Source organism: Microbacterium sp. 4R-513, from assembly GCF_011046485.1.
Taxonomy (GTDB): Bacteria; Actinomycetota; Actinomycetes; order Actinomycetales; family Microbacteriaceae; genus Microbacterium.
Genome location: NZ_CP049256.1, coordinates 2,206,219 through 2,223,388, shown reverse-complemented (window position 1 = coordinate 2,223,388; position 17,170 = coordinate 2,206,219). Strand labels below are relative to the sequence as shown.

Here is a 17,170-nt window from a genome sequence, read left to right as displayed (position 1 = left end):
TGAGCGCGGCGGCTCAGTTCGTGGGCACGCCCGCCGCCGTGACGAAGAAGGCCAGGACGAGCACGAGGGTGACGCCGACCGCGCCGAGGAGCGGGATGTAGAAGGCGAGCTTCCGCTTGACCATGAAGACGATGGCCCAGATGGCCGCGCCGAGAAGCACGGCCCACGGCACGAGCGTGCCGATGAGCCAGCCGGTCGTGATGAGCTCGGTGCTGCAGTCGCGCACGCCGCAGGGATCGGACGCCATCACGAGGAAGAGCCCGGCGAAGGACGCGAGCGCCGTGTACACGACGAGGGCCACCAGCAGCACGATCGTCAGCACGACGTCCCACACCTGCACCGGCTGGCGGGGCTTGCGGCCGGGAGCGGGCGCACCGTAGGCGGGGTAGGCCGGTGGGCGGCCGGTGTACGCCGGCGGCTGCGCGAAGCCGGGGTAGCCGGTCTGTCCGGGCGCGGGCTGTCCCGGCGCGGGCTGACCGTACGGGGGCGGGGCGGACGGCGGAGGTGTGGTCACGCGGTCATCCTAGGGACGGCGGATGCCTCGGCGTCAGCCCTGATCACCCGTGGCGGTCGAGGCATCCCCCCGCCCCTCGCGCCGGTGGCGGACGAGCGCCCGTGTGCGCACCCAGACGAACCACCCGACAGCGATGCCGACAGCCGCGATCACGACGTACTGCAGGATGTCCGCGTACATCTCCACGACGTGCCACTGCTCGCCGAGGAAGAAGCCCGCGAAGACGAAGATGCTGTTCCAGATCAAGCTGCCCGAGGCGGTCAGCAGACCGAACTTCCACAGCGGCATGCGCGTCACGCCCGCCGGGATCGAGATCAGGCTGCGGAAGATCGGGATCATTCGGCCGAAGAAGACGGCCTTGCCGCCGTGGCGATCGAACCAACCGATCGTGCGGTCGATGTCCTCCGCGTGCATGAGAGGAATGTGCGCCGCCGCGCGGCGCAGGCGATCCGCGCCGAGCCACCGCCCCAGCCCGTAGAGGGCGAAGGCGCCGACGATCGAGCCGAGGGTCGTCCAGAAGAGCGCCTCGAAGAGGGTGAAGCTTCCCCGGCTCGCGGTGAGCCCGGCCATGGGGAGGATGACCTCGCTCGGCAGCGGCGGGAAGACGTTCTCGAGGGCGATCGCGAGGCCCGCACCTGCCGGGCCGACGACCTCCATGAGCGAGACAGACCAGTCCACGAGCGCGGTGAGCCAGGAGCCATCGGTTGCCGTCGCCATGCCCTCGACGCTAGGGAGTCAACATGACCAGGTCCTGTGCGTCGGTTACGCCGGCGTGAAGAAAGGCGGTGAATGTCCTCCACGTAGGATGGTTGCTCGTGAGTGAACGCGTCCTGGTGGAACAGCTGCAGTCCCTGGCCGACGGTCCCGTCGTCGTCTCCGGGTGGGTCGAGACGGTCCGCGACCAGAAGAAGGTGCAGTTCGTCATCCTTCGGGACGAGACGGGCGCCGTCCAGCTCGTGAACCCCGCGACGCGTCCGGTCGACCCTTCGACCGGCTCAGCGACCGACGCTCCGCAGGATGCCGCGGCCCTCGCGCTCACCGACACCATCTCGAACCTCTCCACCGGCACGTTCCTGACGGTGCGCGGCGACCTCAAGCACGACGAGCGCGTCAAGCTCGGCGGCGTCGAGATCAAGATCGGCACGCTCGACATCGCGGCCGCCGCGCTTCCCGAGACCCCGATCGCGGCCGACTCGGGTCTCGACAAGCGCATGGACTGGCGCTTCCTCGACCTGCGCCAGCGGCGCAACAACCTCATCTTCCGCGTGCAGACGACGCTCGAGCACGCGTTCCGCTCGTACTGGATCGAGCGCGACTACATCGAGGTGCACTCCCCCAAGCTCATGGCGTCGGCGTCCGAATCGAACGCGGAGCTCTTCGAGGTGCCCTACTTCGAGGAGAAGACCGCGTATCTCGCGCAGTCGCCGCAGTTCTTCAAGCAGATGGCGCAGGTCGCCGGCTTCGGCAAGATCTTCGAGATCGCGCCGGCCTTCCGCGCCGACCCCTCGTTCACGAGCCGCCACGCGACGGAGTTCACGAGCGTCGACGCCGAGATCAGCTGGATCGACTCGCACGAGGACGTCGCGACGATGCAGGAGGAGCTCCTGCAGTCGGCCTTCCAGGCGGTCAAGGACAAGCACGGCGCCGAGATCGAAGAGCTCTTCGGTGTCGAGGTGCAGGTTCCCGCGATCCCGTTCCCGCGCATCCCGCTCGCCGAGGCCCGCGAGATCGTCAAGAGCCGCGGCTACGACATCCCGCGCACCGACGGCGACCTCGACCCGGAGGGCGAGCGCCAGATCTCGGCGCACGTCGAAGAGACGTACGGGCACCAGTTCGTGTTCATCACCGACTACCACCCCGAGATCCGCGCGTTCTACCACATGCGCGACGAGGAGACGGGGCTCACCAAGAGCTACGACCTCCTCTTCAAGGGCGTCGAGATCACGACGGGCGCCCAGCGCGAGCACCGCGTCGACGTGCTCATCGAGCAGGCCAAGGAGAAGGGGCTCGGAGCCGAGCACCTCGACTTCTACTTCGACTTCTTCCGGTACGGCGCCCCGCCCCACGGCGGGTTCGGCATGGGGCTCGCGCGCGTGCTCATGCTGCTGCTCGGGCAGGACTCGATCCGCGAGGTCACCTATCTGTTCCGAGGGCCCACCCGCCTCGCCCCCTGAGCCGCGGTCGAAAGGGCTGCTCCGCTTCGGCGACCCGATCCGGGCCGTTCAGTCCGCAGCTCTAGGGTGGGGCTGTGACGACGATCGACGGCCTGCACAACTTCCGCGACACGGGCGGTATTGCGCTGCGCCGCGGCGGCGAGACCCGACCTGGCGTCCTCTACCGCTCCGACGCGCTCGGCGCCCTGACGCCGGACGGCGTGACCGCGCTTGCAGAGACGCCGATCGGGGTCGTCGTCGACTTCCGCACGCCGGAGGAGCGACAGCTGGCGCCCGACCGTCTTCCCGCGGACCGTCCCGTGCAGCTCATCGAGCTGCCCCTCCTCGAGGGCGCCCTCGGCCGGCTGGCGGGCGACGCCGTTCAGGCGGCGGCCGGGACGACGGATGCCTCGGCCCTCACAGCCGCGATGGAGAATCTCCCGACCCTCGGCGACCTGTACCTCGGGATGCTGCAGCACGGCGCCTCGACCTTCGCCGCAGCCGCCCGGCTCGTCGCGGCAAGCCGCGATGACGAGCCGACCGCCGTGCTCGTGCACTGCACGGCGGGGAAGGACCGCACCGGGGTCGCGACCGCAGTGGTCCTGCTCGCCGCGGGGGCCGCGTGCTCGGCCGTCGTCGCGGACTACGCCTCTTCGGCAGACAACCTCGCCGGCGCGTGGGCGGAGGGGATGTTCGCGATGCTGACGCAGTTCGGCATCCCGCTCACGCCGCCCCTGCAGACCCTCGTCGCCGGGTCACCGGCCCCCGAGCTGGAGCGCGCACTCGACTGGCTCGACGCCGAGCGCGGCGGCGCCGCGGCCTACCTGCGGTCGGGGGGACTCAGCGAGGACGAGCTCGCGGCGCTCGAGCGCCGGATCGCGGGCTGAGCCGAGGCATCCGTCGCCCCTCGCCGAGGAAAGGCTCAGGCCGTGGCGGCCCCGAGCGCGGCCCGAAGCCGGTCGGGAGAGACACGCCAGTGGGCGTGCACCGTGCCGTCGATGAGGACGACGGGGATCTTCTCCCACCACAGCTCGTAGAGCGCGGGATCGTCCAGGATCGACTTCTCGTCGACCTCGACGCGGCCCTCCGGAAGGTCCGAGATGACGGACTCGACGATCTCGCGCGCGACGTCGCACAAGTGGCAGTCGGGCTTCGAGATGAGGGTGAGAGTCGTCACTTCTCCATCGTAGGAGCGCCCCGAGCCCACAGGGTCAGCGCTCGATCGGATAGCCGGCCGCAGCCCACTCCCCCGTGCCGCCCTCGACATTGGTGGCGTCGTAGCCGCGTGCCTCAAGAGCCTCGACGACCCGCGCCGAGCGGCCGCCGACCTGGCAGATGACGTCGAAGGCGCCCTCGGGGAGCTCATCGAGGTGAGCGCCGAGCGTCGACATGGGGAGGTTCACGGCGCCCGGGACGTGCCCCGTCTCGAACTCGTACGGCTCGCGGACGTCGATGAGCGGCACGTCGGTGCGCTGACGCAGTTCGTGGACCGTGATGGACTGCATGGTGCCTCCGAGGTCGGGACGCGGGTCGTCGCGAGAACACGAAGCGCCCGTCCGGAGACAGGCGCTTGGTGTTCGGCCGCTTACTTCTTGTTGCGGCGCTGGTGGCGAGTCTTGCGAAGCAGCTTGCGGTGCTTCTTCTTCGCCATGCGCTTGCGGCGCTTCTTGATGACAGAACCCACGGAAAACCTCACTATGTCGGGGTCTGGGCGCGGTGCGTGGCGCGCCCGGGATCGGGCAGAACGAAAAATGCCTCGGATCAGTCTAGCCGACGTCGGCGACCGGCCGTTGCAGGGCCTCGGTGACCGCCGATTCGGGCACGCGATAGCTGCGGCCGAACCGCACCGCCGGGAGCTCGCCGGCGTGCACGAGCCGATACACCGTCATCTTCGAGACGCGCATGAGTTCGGCGACCTCGGCGACGGTGAGAAAGCGGACGTCGGGCAGCTCGGCCATGTCCCTCGCCTCCCCTCGGCGTATGCATTGTGCACCGCCACTTTAGAGCCTGCGCGCGACGCGTGTAAACCGGTGTTGCCGGTGTGAATCCTGAGACGAGGCCCGCGAGCCCCTTCGGAACCTCGACTCCCGTGCCCGAGCTCGAAACTCTCAGCCGATTCATATCCTGCCCTCTTCCGAAACATCGGGTGTGGGGCTCCACTTTTCCCATGGAAGAGAAGACTCCTCCGGCGGCATCGGAGCCGGCCGGTCCGCAGCATCCCTCGTCCGGGCCTTCCGCCTCGGATCAGCCCACCCTCGCGTACCCCACCGCGCCTTCGCCGGCGGCCCACGCGACCGCTCCCCCGCATCCGCAGGCCTACCCGACGACCCCTTACGCAGCTGCCCCGCCTCCCCCGGGCTATGCCGCAAGGGATGCCGCGTACCCGCCCCCGCCCCCCGACGGCCGGCGGTCGCACGTCGGCGTGATCGTCGGCTCGATCGTGGGCGGTCTGCTGCTGCTCGGACTCACGTTCGCGGGGGGCGCCGCGGTCGGATGGTGGGCGGGGTCCCACCTCGGCGGTCCGGTCATGTACGGGCCGGCCATGCACAACGGCCAGCAGCCTCCCGGCTGGGGCGACCGTCAGCCCGGAGACAACGGCCGGCACAACGGCCACGGCCAGCAGAACGGGCACAACGGCCAGGACGACGAAGACGACGACACCGGCCAGGACGACAGCGGTTCCTGAGCCCGCACGGCGAGCCCGGGGGCTCAGCGGCCAGGCAGCTTCTTCAGCGCGTTCTCGAAGGCGTGCTTGGCAGACGCTGCGGCGCGCCCGACGACCTCGGCCGCATGCGCCGCCGACTCCGTGAGCACCGGAGCGCCGGCGTCGTACTCCTCTTCTTCCTCATCGTCGATGAGGAACGGGACGAGCCAGTCGTCGACCTCGTCGAGCGGGGCCGGCGACAGGCTGTAGTACCGGTGCTGTCCTTCTTCGCGAACCGAGACGAGGGATGCCTCGCGCAGCACCTTGAGGTGCTTCGACACCGTGGGCTGGCTGACGCCGAGCTCGTGCACGATGTGGGAGACGCTCGTGCCCCGCTCCCCATCGGCGGACCGGGACAGCAGGAGCTGCAGGATCTCGCGCCGTGTGCCGTCTGCGATCACGTCGAAGATGTCCGCCATGTCGACAGACTAGCCGCGCGCCCGGCGGAGTACCATGACTGGGGTTTCCGCAAATAAAGGGGGCGAGACATGACGGCCGATCCCGTCAGTCCGTTCTCGCGCACCGGACTCCGCCGGTTCCTGAGCCGCTTCTGGGACGACCTGCGATCGCTCACGACATCGTCCCCCGCACGCTTCGCGGTCCTGGTCTTCGCGATCCTCATCCTGGCCTTCACGGCACTGCTCTCAGTGCCTGCGGCGACGGCCACAGGTCAGCGCGCGCCTCTCGCCGACGCCCTCTTCACGGCGGTCTCGACCATCTGCGTCACGGGCCTCTCGACCGTCGACATGGGCACCTACTGGTCGCCGTTCGGACAGGTCGTCATCTTCATCGGCGTCAACGTCGGCGCCCTGGGCGTCCTGACCCTGGCGTCGATCCTGGGCCTCATCATCTCCAAGAGGCTGGGGCTGCGCGCCAAGCTCATCGCGGCGGGCGACACGAACCCCATGCGGGCGCACGGCGGACCCGTGAACGAGGGGCAGACCGTACGGCTCGGCGAAGTCGGTGTGCTGCTGCGCACCGTCGCACTCTCGACGCTCGTGATCGAGGCGGGGCTCGCCGTCCTCCTCTACCCGTCGATCCTGCTTGCCGGCGTGCACCCGCTCGTGGCGCTGTGGGAGGCGCCGTACTACGCGGCGATGGCCTTCACGAACACGGGCTTCACGCCGAACCCGGGCGGCCTCGAACCCTTCGCGACCGACTACTTCTTCCTCACCGTGATGATGGCCGGCGTCTTCCTCGGGTCGATCGGCTTCCCCGTCATCTACACGCTGTGGCGCAACCAGTGGCACGTACGCCAATGGACCCTGCACGCCAAGCTCACGCTCATCACGACGGTGCTGCTCTTCTTCGTCGGGGCCGGCGCCTTCCTGGCGCTCGAGTTCGACAACCCCGCCACCTTCGGCCGCATGGATGCCTGGGACACGGTCTTCCAGTCCTTCTTCCTCTCGGCGATGACTCGTTCCGGCGGCTTCTCGGTCGTCGACATCGGCAACCTCAACGGGTCGTCGCTCATCGTCGGGTCGATGCTCATGTTCGTCGGCGGCGGCTCGGCGTCCACGGCGGGCGGCATCAAGGTCACGACGCTCGCCGTCCTCGCTCTCGCCGTGTGGTCGGAGGCGAAGGGCCGGCAGTCGGTGCAGGCCTTCGGCCGCCGCATCCCGAGCGATGTCCAGCGCGTCGCCCTCTCGGTCGTTGCGTGGGGCGCGACCATCGTCGCCCTCTCGACGATCGTGATCTCGCACATCACGAAGGCCCACGTCGAGGACGTGCTCTTCGACGTGATCTCGGGGTTCGCGACGGTCGGCCTGTCGACCGGGCTCACGGCGTCGCTCCCCGACCCCGGCATCTACGTCATGGCGCTGACGATGTTCATGGGACGCGTTGGTACAGTGACTCTCGCCGCGGCCGTGGCCGCGACATCCCGTTCGCAGCTGTACTCGCTGCCGGTGGAAAGGCCGATCGTTGGTTGAGCAGATCCGCGGCGACGCACCCGTCCTGGTCATCGGACTCGGGCGCTTCGGCGCCGCGTGCGCGGGCGAGCTCGACCGGCTGGACCGCGAGGTGCTCGCGATCGACGAGAGCCTCGAGCTCGTGCAGAAGTGGTCGGAGCGCGTCACCCACACCGTGCAGGCAGACGCGAAGAACATCGACGCGCTGAAGCAGATCGGCGCGCAGGACTTCCAGGTCGCCGTCGTCGCCGTCGGGTCGTCGATCGAGGCATCCGTCCTCATCACCGCCAACCTCGTCGACCTCAAGGTGCCGCAGATCTGGGCGAAGGCCGTCTCGCAGTCGCACGGCAAGATCCTCGCGCGCGTCGGCGCGAACCACGTCATCTATCCCGAGCGTGAGGCCGGCGAGCGCGTCGCGCACCTCGTCAGCGGACGGATGCTCGACTTCATCCGCTTCGACGACGACTTCGTGCTCGCCAAGATGTACCCGCCGAAGTTCATCCGCGGCGTCGGCCTCAACGAGTCGGGCGTGCGCACGAAGTACCACGTGACCGTCGTCGGCGTGAAGAGCCCCGGCAAGCCGTTCCGGTACGCGGAGGCGAACACGGTCGTGACGAACCACGACCTCATCATCGTGTCCGGCACCAACAGCGACATCGAGCGCTTCGCGGCCCTCGACCGCTAGCCTCCGCCCGGGGCCGGGGCTCTTCACGCCGACCACCGCGCTACGCCCCTGCCGTGCACACCGGCGGGAGGTCCCGGCGACGCGCCTGCGCGCGGCATCCATCACCGGCGTTTCCCGAAGAATTCCCGCAGTCGACCTACCGCAGCTGCGCGAAGCCTTCCACGCGGTCGGTCGGGCCGACGATGATGACGGTGGATCCCTCGCCCAGCACCGTCTCGTTGTCGGCGTTCTGCCACTCCCCCTCCGCCGGGCGGAACGCCGTGACGGTGATGCCGTGCTTCTGCCGGAGGGTCGTCCGTCCGAGGGGGATCCCGAGGATCTCGGCGGGCGGGGCGATCTTGGCCAGTGAATACCCGGGCTCGATCTCGAGATAGTCGATCGCGGCACCCCGCACGAGGTGGGCGACCCGCCGGCCCATGTCCTTCTCGGGATAGATGACGTGGGTGACACCGAGCTGCTCGAGGATCTTGCCGTGCTGCTCGGTGACGGCCTTGGCCCAGATCACCGGGATCTTCATGCCGAGGAGGATCGACGCGGTCAGGATCGATGCCTGCACGTCGGCGCCGATCGCCACCACCACGCGGTCGAACTCGTCGACGGCCAGCTGGCGCAGCGCCTCCTCCTTCGTGGAGTCGGCACGCACGACCTGCGTGAGCTGGCCGTTGTGCGCCTGGACGAGCTCGTCGTCACGGTCGATGCCGAGCACCTCGGTGCCCGAGGCCATGAGTTCGAGGGCGAGAGCGCTGCCGAAGCGCCCCAAGCCGATGACGGCCACCGAATCGGCCTCGGCGATGCGGCGGGACGTGTCGCCGAAGAGTGCGAATCTAGCCAATGGCGGGCCTTTCCTCGGGGTATTCGTAGAGCACGCGGCGATCGCGGAGCGCGAAGGCCGAGCCGATCGTGAGCGGTCCGAGCCGCCCGATGAACATGAGGATCACCAGGATGACCTCGGCCCCGGGGGGCAGGCCGTAGGTGATGCCGGTCGTGAGTCCGACGGTGCCGAACGCGGAGACCGCCTCGAAGAGCACCTTGTCGAACGGATGCCCCGTGATCAGCATGAGCGCGATGACCGCCGCCATGACGACGGCGATCGCGAGCAGCACGACCGAGATCGCCTGCCGGTGTACGGCGCGCGAGAGCCGCTTGCCGAAGATGTGGACGGATGCCTCGCCGCGGAGCTCGGTCAGGAGGATGAAGTAGAGCACGGCGAAGGTCGTGACCTTGATGCCGCCCGCCGTGCCGGCGGGGCCGCCCCCGATGAACATTAGGACGTCCATGCCGACCCAGGTCTCGTCGCGCATCTGGCCGATGTCGACCGAGTTGAAGCCGGCGGTGCGCGTCTGGACGGAGTGGAAGAAGCCGATGAGGATGCGGGCAGCCGGGTCGTAGCCGCCGAGCGTGCGCGGGTTCGACCACTCGAGGATCGTGATGTAGAGCGTGCCGGCGATCAGGAGCACGATCGACATCGACAGCACCAGGCGCGTGTTCATGGTCCATCGGAGGGGGTGGCGGAACTCGCGCCTCAGCTGCATGAGAACCGGGAAGCCCAGCCCGCCGAGGATGATCGCGGCGCAGATGGGAAGGCAGATGAACGGGTCGGAGGCGAAGCCGATGAGGTTGTCGCTGAAGAGGGCGAAGCCGGCGTTGTTGAACGATGAGACGGAGTGGAAGAGGGCGTACCAGGCGGCCTCGCCGGGTGGGTAGCCGTAAGCCCCGGCGAAGCGCAGGAAGAGCACGAAGGCCGTGCAGGCCTCGATGAGGAATGAGATCAGCACGATGTTGCGGACGAGCCCGCGCACGTCGTCGAAGCTGACCGCGTTCGCCTCGGCGGCCGCGGTGAGCCGGCCGGCGACTGTGAGCCGCCGCGCGAGGACGAGCCCGATGGTCGATGCCGACACCATGATCCCGAGGCCGCCGATCTGGATCAGCAGCAGGATGACGGCCTGACCGAAGGGCGACCAGAAGGTCGCGGTGTCGACGACGGTCAGGCCCGTGACGCAGACCGCGGAGGTGGCTGTGAAGAGCGCGTCGAAGAAATCGGCGACCTCGCCCGTGCGACTCGAGATCGGCAGCATGAGCAGGCCCGTGCCGGCGAGGACGGCGATGCCGAAGGCCGCGACGACGGTGCGGGCGGGTCGCAGGCGCCGGCCCGCCCGCTGCGCGGGCCGACGCGGTCGAGTCGCCATGGCGTGACTCTAACGCTCCGAGAGCCGCGCTCCCCCGCGACCGGCGGTCGGTAGGCCGTGCACAACGGCGGGCGGTTTCCGCGGCGCGCCGGGGCGCGGCATCCGTCGCCGGCGTGTCACCCACATGCCCCGCCGTTGTGCTCGCTCGCCCAACCGAAGATCCGTCGGTATTCGCTCTTGCTAAGTACCGGTACTCGGCGTTACTATCTAGTGGTAGTCAGCAATACCGAGTAGTGGAAAGGAGGGATCACCATGGGCAAGCAGGAGACCGAGATGCTCAAGGGAATCCTCGAGGGCGTCGTCCTCGCCGTCCTGTCCACGCGCGATGCCTACGGGTACGAGATCACGGCGTGGCTGCGCGAGCAGGGATTCGCCGACATCGCGGAAGGAACGATCTACGCGCTCCTCGTCCGCGTCGAGCAGCGCGGGCTGGTCGACGTCGAGAAGGTGCCCTCCGAGAAGGGCCCGCCGCGCAAGGTCTACTCCCTCAACGCGCAGGGACGGGACTACCTCAACGAGTTCTGGAGGACGTGGAGCTTCCTCACGGACCGGCTGAACAAGCTCCGCACCGACGACACCCCATCCCCTAGCAAGACCGACGCCGACGAGATCGGCGAGAAGGAGAAGTGACCATGGCCGCGAAGTGGATCGAAGCGCTCACCGGATCGCTCGAGCAGAAGAAGCAGTACAAGCAGACCAAGGCGCGCCTCGACGCGCTGCCGGAGCCCTACGGGGCCTCCGCGAAGGCGATGCACCGGTACTTCATGTACTACGGCGGCATCACCGACGGCGACGACCTCATCAGGATGTTCGAGGACCTCGTCGACCTGTGGGAGCGCGCCGCCCTTGACGGCACCCCTGTCCGCGACATCGTCGGCTCCGACCCGGTCGAGTTCGCCGAGACGTTCGCGCAGTCGTACGGCGGCGCGCAGTGGATCGACAAGGAGCGCGCCCGCCTCACGAAGGCGATCGAAGACGCGGAAGGAGCGCAGGAGAAATGACCACGGCATCCCTCGCCTCACCCGCCGTGCGCGTGCGCGGCATCGAGAAGTCGTACAAGGACCTCCACGTCCTGCGCGGCGTCGACTTCGACGTCGAGCGCGGCTCGATCTTCGCTCTGCTGGGCTCGAACGGCGCCGGAAAGACGACGCTGGTCAAGATCCTGTCCACCCTCCTCACGGCCGACGCCGGCGTCGCGAGCGTCAACGACCTCGACGTCGCGACGCAGGGCGACGACGTCCGCGAGGCGATCAGCCTCACGGGCCAGTTCGCCGCCGTCGACGAGGTGCTGAGCGGCCGCGAGAACCTCGTGCTCGTCGCCAAGCTGCGGCATCTCAAGAACCCGGCGGCGATCGCCGACGGTCTGCTGGCACGGTTCTCGCTGACGGATGCCGCGTCCCGCAAGGTCGCGACCTACTCCGGCGGCATGCGCCGGCGCCTCGACATCGCGATGAGCCTCATCGGGAGCCCCGCCGTCATCTTCCTCGACGAGCCGACGACGGGCCTCGATCCGCAGGCGCGCATCGAGGTGTGGGACGCCGTCAGGGAGCTCGCCGCGAGCGGCACGACGGTGCTCCTCACGACGCAGTACCTCGACGAGGCGGAGCAGCTGGCCGACCGCATCGCGATCCTGCACGAGGGGCGCATCATCGTCGACGGAACGCTCGCCGAGCTGAAGCGGCTCCTGCCGCCCGCTCAGGTGGAGTACGTCGAGAAGCAGCCGACGCTCGAAGAGGTCTTCCTCTCGATCGTCGGAGACGACCGCAAGAGCGACACCGCCGCCGGCGGCGGCGCGACCGAGAAGTAAGGAACGACCATGACCACGCACGTCATCGGCGACACGGCCGTCCTCACGGGCCGGTCCCTGCGCCACATCACCCGCAGCCTCGACACGATCATCACGACGGCGATCACCCCGGTCGCGATCATGCTGCTCTTCGTGTTCGTCTTCGGCGGCGCCATCGACACGGGTTCAGTGGCCTACGTCGACTACCTCCTGCCCGGCATCCTCCTCATCACGGTGGCTTCCGGCGTCGCGTACACCTCGGCGCGCCTGTTCACCGACCTGCAGAGCGGGATCTTCGAGCGGTTCCAGTCCATGCCGATCGCCCGGTCGTCGGTGCTGTGGTCGCACGTCCTCACCTCGGTCGTGGCGAACCTCACCTCGGTGGTGGTCGTGATCGCCGTGGCGCTGCTCATGGGCTTCCGGTCGGGCGCCGACGTGCTGCAGTGGCTCGCGGTCGGAGGCATCCTGGCGCTCTTCACCCTCGCGCTGACCTGGCTCGCGGTCATCGCGGGCCTCTCGGCCAAGACGATGGACGGCGCCGGCGCCTTCGCCTACCCGCTCATCTTCCTGCCGTTCATCAGCTCGGCCTTCGTGCCCACCGAGACGATGCCCGGTCCGGTGCGGTTCTTCGCCGAGTACCAGCCGACCACGTCGATCGTGAACGCCCTGCGCGACCTTCTCGCCGGCAGGCCGGTCAGCGGAGACATCTGGATCGCTCTCGCGTGGTGCGTCGGCATCCTCGTCATCGGATATGTCATCTCGATGGTGATCTACCGCCGCAAGTTCCGCTGACCGGGCGACCGAAACGGCGGGCCGCACCCTCAGGGGTGCGGGCCCGCCGTTGCGTCGTGCGAGGCCTATGCGCCGGCGGCGAGCTCTCGGGCGCGGGCGAGCGCGGCATCCGTCGCCTCGGCGAAGAGCCCCGCGAGGTGCGCCCCCTGCAGCACCGCGACCGCCCGCTCGGTCGTGCCCTTGGGGCTCGTGACCTGGCGGCGGAGCTCGGCGGGCTCCTCGCCGGATGCCTCGAGCAGCGCGGCCGCGCCGATGAAGGTCTGCTCGGCCATGAGCCTCGCCTGCTCCTCCGTGAAGCCCTTGCCGACGGCGGCTTCGGTGAGCTCCTCGATGAGGAGATAGACGTAGGCGGGCCCTGAGCCGGAGATGGTCGAAAGGGCGTCGATCTTGTCCTCAGGGACCTCGACGACCGTCCCGACCGTCTCGAAGAGGCGGCGCGCGACGGCGAAGTGCTCGGGCGTCGCCTCGGTCCCGGCGGCGAGGCCTGTGACCGCCCTGCCGACGAGCGCGGGCGTGTTGGGCATCGAGCGCAGGACGGGGATGCCGGCACCGAGGATCGACTCGAACGTCGCGATCTTGACGCCGGCCGCGAGGCTCACGACGATCGTGCCGGGGCGGAGCCGAGGGGCGATCTCGCGCAGCAGGTCGGGGACCATGGCGGGTTTGACGCCGATGAGCACGATCTCGGCGGTGGACGCGGCATCCGCGTTCCCCGTCGGCTGCTCCTCGAGAGCGATCGACGAGACACCGTCGAGGTCGGCGAGTGCGCCGGCCTTTTCGGAACTGCGGTTCGTGGCGGTCAGACCGGAGGTCGCGAGACCCGAGCGCACGAGCCCGCGAAGGACGGCGCCGCCCATCGAGCCGGCGCCGAGGATCGCGATGGAGGGGAGGGAGTCGGGCATGCCCGCCATCCTATGAGCCGCGGGTGAACGACCTGCGGCGCGGTGTTGTCGAACCACAGAATCAGTGTTGACTTATATAAGTATCGGCGCAATCATTTAGTCATGCACGCGCTCGATGTCCTCGGTGATCCGGTCCGCCGCCGGATCATCGAGCTGCTCGCCGACGGCGAGCTCAGCGCGGGCGACATCGGAAGCGTGATCCAGCGCGAATTCGGGATCTCGCAACCCGCCGTGTCGCAGCACCTGCGGGTCCTGCGCGACGCCGGCTTCGCCACGGTGCGGGCGGAGGGTACCCGTCGGCTGTACGCCGTCGACCCGCGGCCCCTCGAGGCCGCCGACGCGTGGTTCGACCCCTTCCGCCGGTTCTGGCAGCCACGGCTCGACGCCCTCGGCACAGAGCTCGCCCGTGGCCGTCGAGCACGTCGGCTCGACGGCGAGAAGGCGGACGAGGAGACGGATGCCGCGGCATCCCCTCTCCCCGAAGAACCGCCCGCAGACCCCGAAGACCCGGAAGACGGCTGAGACGCCGACACCTGAGACCACACCGACAAGGAGAAGAACCCATGGTTGATGTCAACGCACAGATCGCGGCCGTCGAGCGCGGCGTCGAGACGACGCAGCAAGACGGTGAGGACGTCCGCGTGCAGCGGCTCGCGCAGGAGTATCCGTCGAGCCTCGAGGACGTGTGGGAGGCCGTCACGACGGCGGACCGCATCCGCCGGTGGTTCCTGCCGGTGTCGGGCGACCTGCGCCTGGGCGGGCGGTACCAGCTCGAGGGGAACGCCGGCGGCGAGGTGCTCGCCTGCGAACCGCCGTCGGGCGGCACGGCGTCGTACCGCGCGACGTGGGAGTACGCGGGCGGCGTGACGTGGATCACCGTCCGCGTCACCGAAGCCGGCGCCGACCGGACGCGCTTCGAGCTCGAGCACGTTGCAGCCGTGTCGGAGGTGCCCGACGAGATGTGGGAGCAGTTCGGTCCCGGCGCCACGGGCATCGGCTGGGACTCCGGCCTGCTCGGACTCGCCCTTCACCTCGGCTCGGCCGTGGACGGGCCGTCGCCGGAGGAGGGCCAGGCGTGGATGCTCACCGACGAGGGCAAGCAGTTCACCCGCGCGTCGGCCGACGCGTGGCGAGAGGCCCACATCGGCGACGGCGCGGACCCGGAGGTCGCGTCCCGAGCCGCCGACGCCACGGCCGCGGCATACATGGGCGAGATGCCGACCGACATGGGAGACGCCGGAAGCACCGAGGCGTGACGGGTGCCCGCGACCCTCGCCATGCGCGTGCGGGGGTTAACCTGAAAGCTCGTTCACCTCGATCGAGGGGGGTTTATAGTCGAGGCAGACGGGAGCGCCGACGCTCCCCTGGGGACATCCGAAGGACGCGTCATGACTCTCTTCGACGGCATCACCGCCCGGCTTATCGACACTCCTCGACTCACCGTCAACATCCTCGAGAGGGACGGCGACGACCCGGCGACACCGCCGGAGCGCACGGTCGTGCTGATCCACGGCAACGGCTCCTCCTCGCTGTTCTGGCAGGAGATCATGCAGGATCTCCCGCACGACCTGAGGGTCATCGCCGTCGACCTGCGCGGGTACGGCGGCACCGAGCACTCCCCCATCGATGCGACGCGCGGGGTCCGGGACTTCAGCGACGATGTGTTCGCGACCCTCGAGGCCCTCGGCATCCCGACCGCGCACTTCGTGGGCTGGTCGATGGGTGGCGGCATGATCATGCAGTACGCCCTCGAGCACCCCGCTCTGAGCCTCACCCTGCAGTCGCCCGTGTCGCCGTACGGCTTCGGCGGCACGCGTCGCGACGGCAGCCGTCTCACCGACGACGACGCGGGCTGCGGCGGCGGGGCGGCCAACCCCGACTTCGTCGAGCGCCTCATCGCCCACGACACGTCCGACGAAGCGCCCACGTCGCCGCGTAACGTCTTCCGCTCCGGCTACGTCGCGCCCGGCTACACGACCGAGCACGAGGATGTCTGGGTCGAGTCGATCCTCTCGACCTCGACGGCGACCGGCAACTACCCCGGGGACTCGGTGCACAGCGACAACTGGCCTGGTTTCGGCGCCGGCACGGTCGGAGTGCTCAACACGATGGCCCCGCAGTACTTCGACGTGTCGGCCGTCGTCGACCTCGAACCCAAGCCCCCCGTGCTCTGGATCCACGGCACCGCCGACGCCATCGTCTCCGACGCCTCCTTCTACGACTACAACCACCTCGGCGCCCTCGGGATCATCCCAGGGTGGCCGGGGGCTGACATCGCCCCGGCACAGCAGATGGTCTCGCAGACCCGCGACGTGCTCGACGCGTACTCGGCGAAAGGGGGCGACGTGACCGAGATCGCGCTCGACGGCGTCGGGCATTCGGCTCACCTCGAGCGCCCGGCCGAATTCCGTCACGCTCTCCTGCAGGTGATCGGCTACGTGGGGCGCCCCGCGGAGCCCTCACCGCCGACCGAGACCATCATCCTCCGCTCGGCGGATTGACGCCGCGCCGCTGGCCGGTGCGTCAAGGGCGCTGATGGATGCCGCGGCATCCGTAGACTTCTCCGCATGAGTGCTTCCGGCGGCGGCAAGGCGATTCTGGCGGCGTTCCTCGCGAACATGGGCATCGCCCTGGCGAAGTTCGTGGCGTGGCTCATCTCGGGGTCGTCCTCGATGCTCGCCGAGGCGATCCACTCCGTGGCGGACTCCGGCAACCAGCTCCTGCTCATGCTCGGCGGCCGCAAGGCGCGGCGTGAGGCCGATGCGGAGCATCCGTTCGGCTACGGACGCGAGCGGTACGTCTACGCGTTCGTCGTCTCGATCATCCTCTTCTCGGTCGGCGGCCTGTTCTCGATCTACGAGGGCGTCGAGAAGCTCACGCATCCGCACGAGCTCGAGAACGTGTGGGTGCCCCTCGCGGTGCTCGGCATCGCGATCGTGCTGGAGTCGATCTCGCTGCGCACCGCGGTCGGCGAGAGCAATCACCTCCGCACGAAGGGACAGTCCTGGGTGTCGTTCGTGCGGCACGCGAAGGCTCCCGAGCTGCCCGTCGTGCTGCTCGAGGACGTCGCGGCGCTCACCGGTCTCGTGTTCGCCCTGTTCGGCGTCGGGCTGACGGCCATCACGGGCAACTCGGTCTTCGACGCGATCGGCACGCTCATGATCGGCACGCTCCTCGTGCTCGTCGCGATCGTCCTCGGCATCGAGACGAAGAGCCTCCTCGTCGGCGAAGGCGCGACGCGGGGCGACTACGACAAGATCGTGTCGGCCATCCACGGCGGCTCCGAGATCGAGAAGCTCATCCACATCAAGACGCTCTACCTCGGACCCGATGAGCTGCTCGTCGCGGCGAAGCTGAGCTTCGCTGCCGATCGTGCCCTCGGCGAGGTCGCGGCCGACATCGACGCGATCGAGGAACGGATCCGCAAGGCCGTTCCGGCCGCGCGCGTGATCTATCTCGAGCCCGACATCCTGCGGACGCCGGGTGGGCCGACGCCCACCGAGCAGATCGTCCTCAAGTCCGAGAACTGACCCCGCGA

23 protein-coding genes are annotated in these 17,170 nt (G+C 69.1%); 13 read left to right on the top strand and 10 right to left on the bottom strand.

All coding sequences use genetic code 11. The annotated features are described in order from the left end of the window. Nucleotides 1-13 precede the first annotated feature (13 nt). Both G5T42_RS09700 and G5T42_RS09695 read right to left on the bottom strand, forming a co-directional pair. Nucleotides 14-514, bottom strand: a complete 501-nt coding sequence (locus tag G5T42_RS09700) for a DUF6264 family protein (RefSeq protein ID WP_165123771.1) — start codon at nt 512-514, stop codon at nt 14-16. Between the two features lie 33 nt (nt 515-547). After that, complete coding sequence (locus G5T42_RS09695) at nt 548-1,231, bottom strand: DedA family protein (RefSeq protein WP_165128072.1); 684 nt, start codon at nt 1,229-1,231, stop codon at nt 548-550. Between the two features lie 98 nt (nt 1,232-1,329). On the opposite strand from G5T42_RS09695, the gene aspS reads away from it, so the two are divergent. Together aspS and G5T42_RS09685 are read left to right on the top strand one after the other, a co-directional pair. Beyond that, nucleotides 1,330-2,688, top strand: a complete 1,359-nt coding sequence (gene aspS / locus G5T42_RS09690; protein ID WP_165128070.1) for an aspartate--tRNA(Asn) ligase — start codon at nt 1,330-1,332, stop codon at nt 2,686-2,688. Nucleotides 2,689-2,762: 74 nt separating this feature from the next. Then, nucleotides 2,763-3,554 carry a tyrosine-protein phosphatase gene (locus tag G5T42_RS09685; RefSeq protein ID WP_165128068.1) on the top strand — a complete coding sequence of 264 codons (792 nt, stop codon included), beginning with the start codon at nt 2,763-2,765 and terminating at the stop codon, nt 3,552-3,554. A gap of 35 nt (nt 3,555-3,589) precedes the next feature. Here the strand turns inward: G5T42_RS09685 and G5T42_RS09680 are convergent, their stop codons facing one another. The 4 genes from G5T42_RS09680 to G5T42_RS09665 all read right to left on the bottom strand — a co-directional run bounded on the left by G5T42_RS09680 (nt 3,590) and on the right by G5T42_RS09665 (nt 4,625). After that, nucleotides 3,590-3,844 (bottom strand): glutaredoxin family protein, encoded by a 255-nt coding sequence (locus G5T42_RS09680; RefSeq protein WP_165128066.1) that lies wholly within the window; start codon nt 3,842-3,844, stop codon nt 3,590-3,592. A 34-nt stretch (nt 3,845-3,878) separates the two neighbouring features. After that, complete coding sequence (locus G5T42_RS09675; RefSeq protein WP_165128064.1) at nt 3,879-4,172, bottom strand: rhodanese-like domain-containing protein; 294 nt, start codon at nt 4,170-4,172, stop codon at nt 3,879-3,881. Between the two features lie 80 nt (nt 4,173-4,252). Continuing rightward, complete coding sequence (locus G5T42_RS09670; protein WP_003792170.1) at nt 4,253-4,351, bottom strand: AURKAIP1/COX24 domain-containing protein; 99 nt, start codon at nt 4,349-4,351, stop codon at nt 4,253-4,255. Between the two features lie 82 nt (nt 4,352-4,433). Further along, nucleotides 4,434-4,625: a helix-turn-helix domain-containing protein gene (locus G5T42_RS09665; protein ID WP_165128062.1), complete on the bottom strand. Its 192-nt coding sequence runs from the start codon at nt 4,623-4,625 to the stop codon at nt 4,434-4,436. Between the two features lie 209 nt (nt 4,626-4,834). Between G5T42_RS09665 and G5T42_RS09660 the strand changes: the two genes are divergently transcribed. Next, nucleotides 4,835-5,353: a hypothetical protein gene (locus G5T42_RS09660; RefSeq protein WP_165128060.1), complete on the top strand. Its 519-nt coding sequence runs from the start codon at nt 4,835-4,837 to the stop codon at nt 5,351-5,353. A 23-nt stretch (nt 5,354-5,376) separates the two neighbouring features. Here the strand turns inward: G5T42_RS09660 and G5T42_RS09655 are convergent, their stop codons facing one another. Then, a complete protein-coding gene (locus G5T42_RS09655; RefSeq protein ID WP_165128058.1) occupies nt 5,377-5,790 on the bottom strand; it encodes a metalloregulator ArsR/SmtB family transcription factor in 414 nt (137 codons plus the stop codon). A 69-nt stretch (nt 5,791-5,859) separates the two neighbouring features. Here G5T42_RS09655 and G5T42_RS09650 point away from each other — a divergent pair, with 69 nt between their 5' ends. Together G5T42_RS09650 and G5T42_RS09645 are read left to right on the top strand one after the other, a co-directional pair. Then, nucleotides 5,860-7,302: a potassium transporter TrkG gene (locus G5T42_RS09650; RefSeq protein ID WP_165128056.1), complete on the top strand. Its 1,443-nt coding sequence runs from the start codon at nt 5,860-5,862 to the stop codon at nt 7,300-7,302. Then, on the top strand, nt 7,295-7,966 hold the full coding sequence (locus G5T42_RS09645; protein WP_165128054.1) for a TrkA family potassium uptake protein: 672 nt from the start codon (nt 7,295-7,297) through the stop codon (nt 7,964-7,966). The genes G5T42_RS09650 and G5T42_RS09645 overlap by 8 nt, the downstream gene beginning before the upstream one ends. 136 nt (nt 7,967-8,102) lie before the next feature. Here G5T42_RS09645 and G5T42_RS09640 read toward each other — a convergent pair whose 3' ends face one another. Next, nucleotides 8,103-8,798, bottom strand: coding sequence for a TrkA family potassium uptake protein (locus G5T42_RS09640; RefSeq protein ID WP_206535613.1), 696 nt, complete (start codon nt 8,796-8,798; stop codon nt 8,103-8,105). Further along, nucleotides 8,791-10,152: a TrkH family potassium uptake protein gene (locus G5T42_RS09635; protein WP_165128052.1), complete on the bottom strand. Its 1,362-nt coding sequence runs from the start codon at nt 10,150-10,152 to the stop codon at nt 8,791-8,793. Before G5T42_RS09635 ends, G5T42_RS09640 begins: the two co-directional genes overlap by 8 nt. 252 nt (nt 10,153-10,404) lie before the next feature. Between G5T42_RS09635 and G5T42_RS09630 the strand changes: the two genes are divergently transcribed. Genes G5T42_RS09630 through G5T42_RS09615 form a run of 4 tightly spaced genes read left to right on the top strand, consistent with a single transcriptional unit; the run spans nt 10,405 to nt 12,730 of the window. Further along, entirely contained in the window at nt 10,405-10,782 is a 378-nt protein-coding gene (locus tag G5T42_RS09630) for a PadR family transcriptional regulator (RefSeq protein WP_165128050.1), read from the top strand. A 2-nt stretch (nt 10,783-10,784) separates the two neighbouring features. After that, nucleotides 10,785-11,153, top strand: a complete 369-nt coding sequence (locus G5T42_RS09625; protein WP_165128048.1) for a DUF1048 domain-containing protein — start codon at nt 10,785-10,787, stop codon at nt 11,151-11,153. Further along, a complete protein-coding gene (locus G5T42_RS09620; RefSeq protein WP_165128046.1) occupies nt 11,150-11,959 on the top strand; it encodes an ATP-binding cassette domain-containing protein in 810 nt (269 codons plus the stop codon). The genes G5T42_RS09625 and G5T42_RS09620 overlap by 4 nt, the downstream gene beginning before the upstream one ends. Before the next feature lie 9 nt (nt 11,960-11,968). Continuing rightward, on the top strand, nt 11,969-12,730 hold the full coding sequence (locus G5T42_RS09615; protein WP_165128044.1) for an ABC transporter permease: 762 nt from the start codon (nt 11,969-11,971) through the stop codon (nt 12,728-12,730). A gap of 65 nt (nt 12,731-12,795) precedes the next feature. On the opposite strand, the gene proC is transcribed toward G5T42_RS09615, so the two are convergent. Next, nucleotides 12,796-13,632: a pyrroline-5-carboxylate reductase gene (gene proC / locus G5T42_RS09610; protein ID WP_165128042.1), complete on the bottom strand. Its 837-nt coding sequence runs from the start codon at nt 13,630-13,632 to the stop codon at nt 12,796-12,798. Between the two features lie 102 nt (nt 13,633-13,734). Here proC and G5T42_RS09605 point away from each other — a divergent pair, with 102 nt between their 5' ends. The 4 genes from G5T42_RS09605 (at nt 13,735) to G5T42_RS09590 (ending at nt 17,162) form a co-directional block, all read left to right on the top strand. Then, entirely contained in the window at nt 13,735-14,154 is a 420-nt protein-coding gene (locus tag G5T42_RS09605) for a metalloregulator ArsR/SmtB family transcription factor (RefSeq protein WP_165128040.1), read from the top strand. A gap of 41 nt (nt 14,155-14,195) precedes the next feature. Continuing rightward, on the top strand, nt 14,196-14,888 hold the full coding sequence (locus G5T42_RS09600; RefSeq protein ID WP_165128038.1) for an SRPBCC domain-containing protein: 693 nt from the start codon (nt 14,196-14,198) through the stop codon (nt 14,886-14,888). A 132-nt stretch (nt 14,889-15,020) separates the two neighbouring features. Next, nucleotides 15,021-16,133 (top strand): alpha/beta hydrolase, encoded by a 1,113-nt coding sequence (locus G5T42_RS09595; RefSeq protein ID WP_165128036.1) that lies wholly within the window; start codon nt 15,021-15,023, stop codon nt 16,131-16,133. Nucleotides 16,134-16,199: 66 nt separating this feature from the next. After that, the gene (locus tag G5T42_RS09590) at nt 16,200-17,162 is read left to right on the top strand and encodes a cation diffusion facilitator family transporter (RefSeq protein WP_165128034.1); all 963 of its coding nucleotides are present in this window, start codon (nt 16,200-16,202) and stop codon (nt 17,160-17,162) included. Nucleotides 17,163-17,170: the final 8 nt, after the last annotated feature.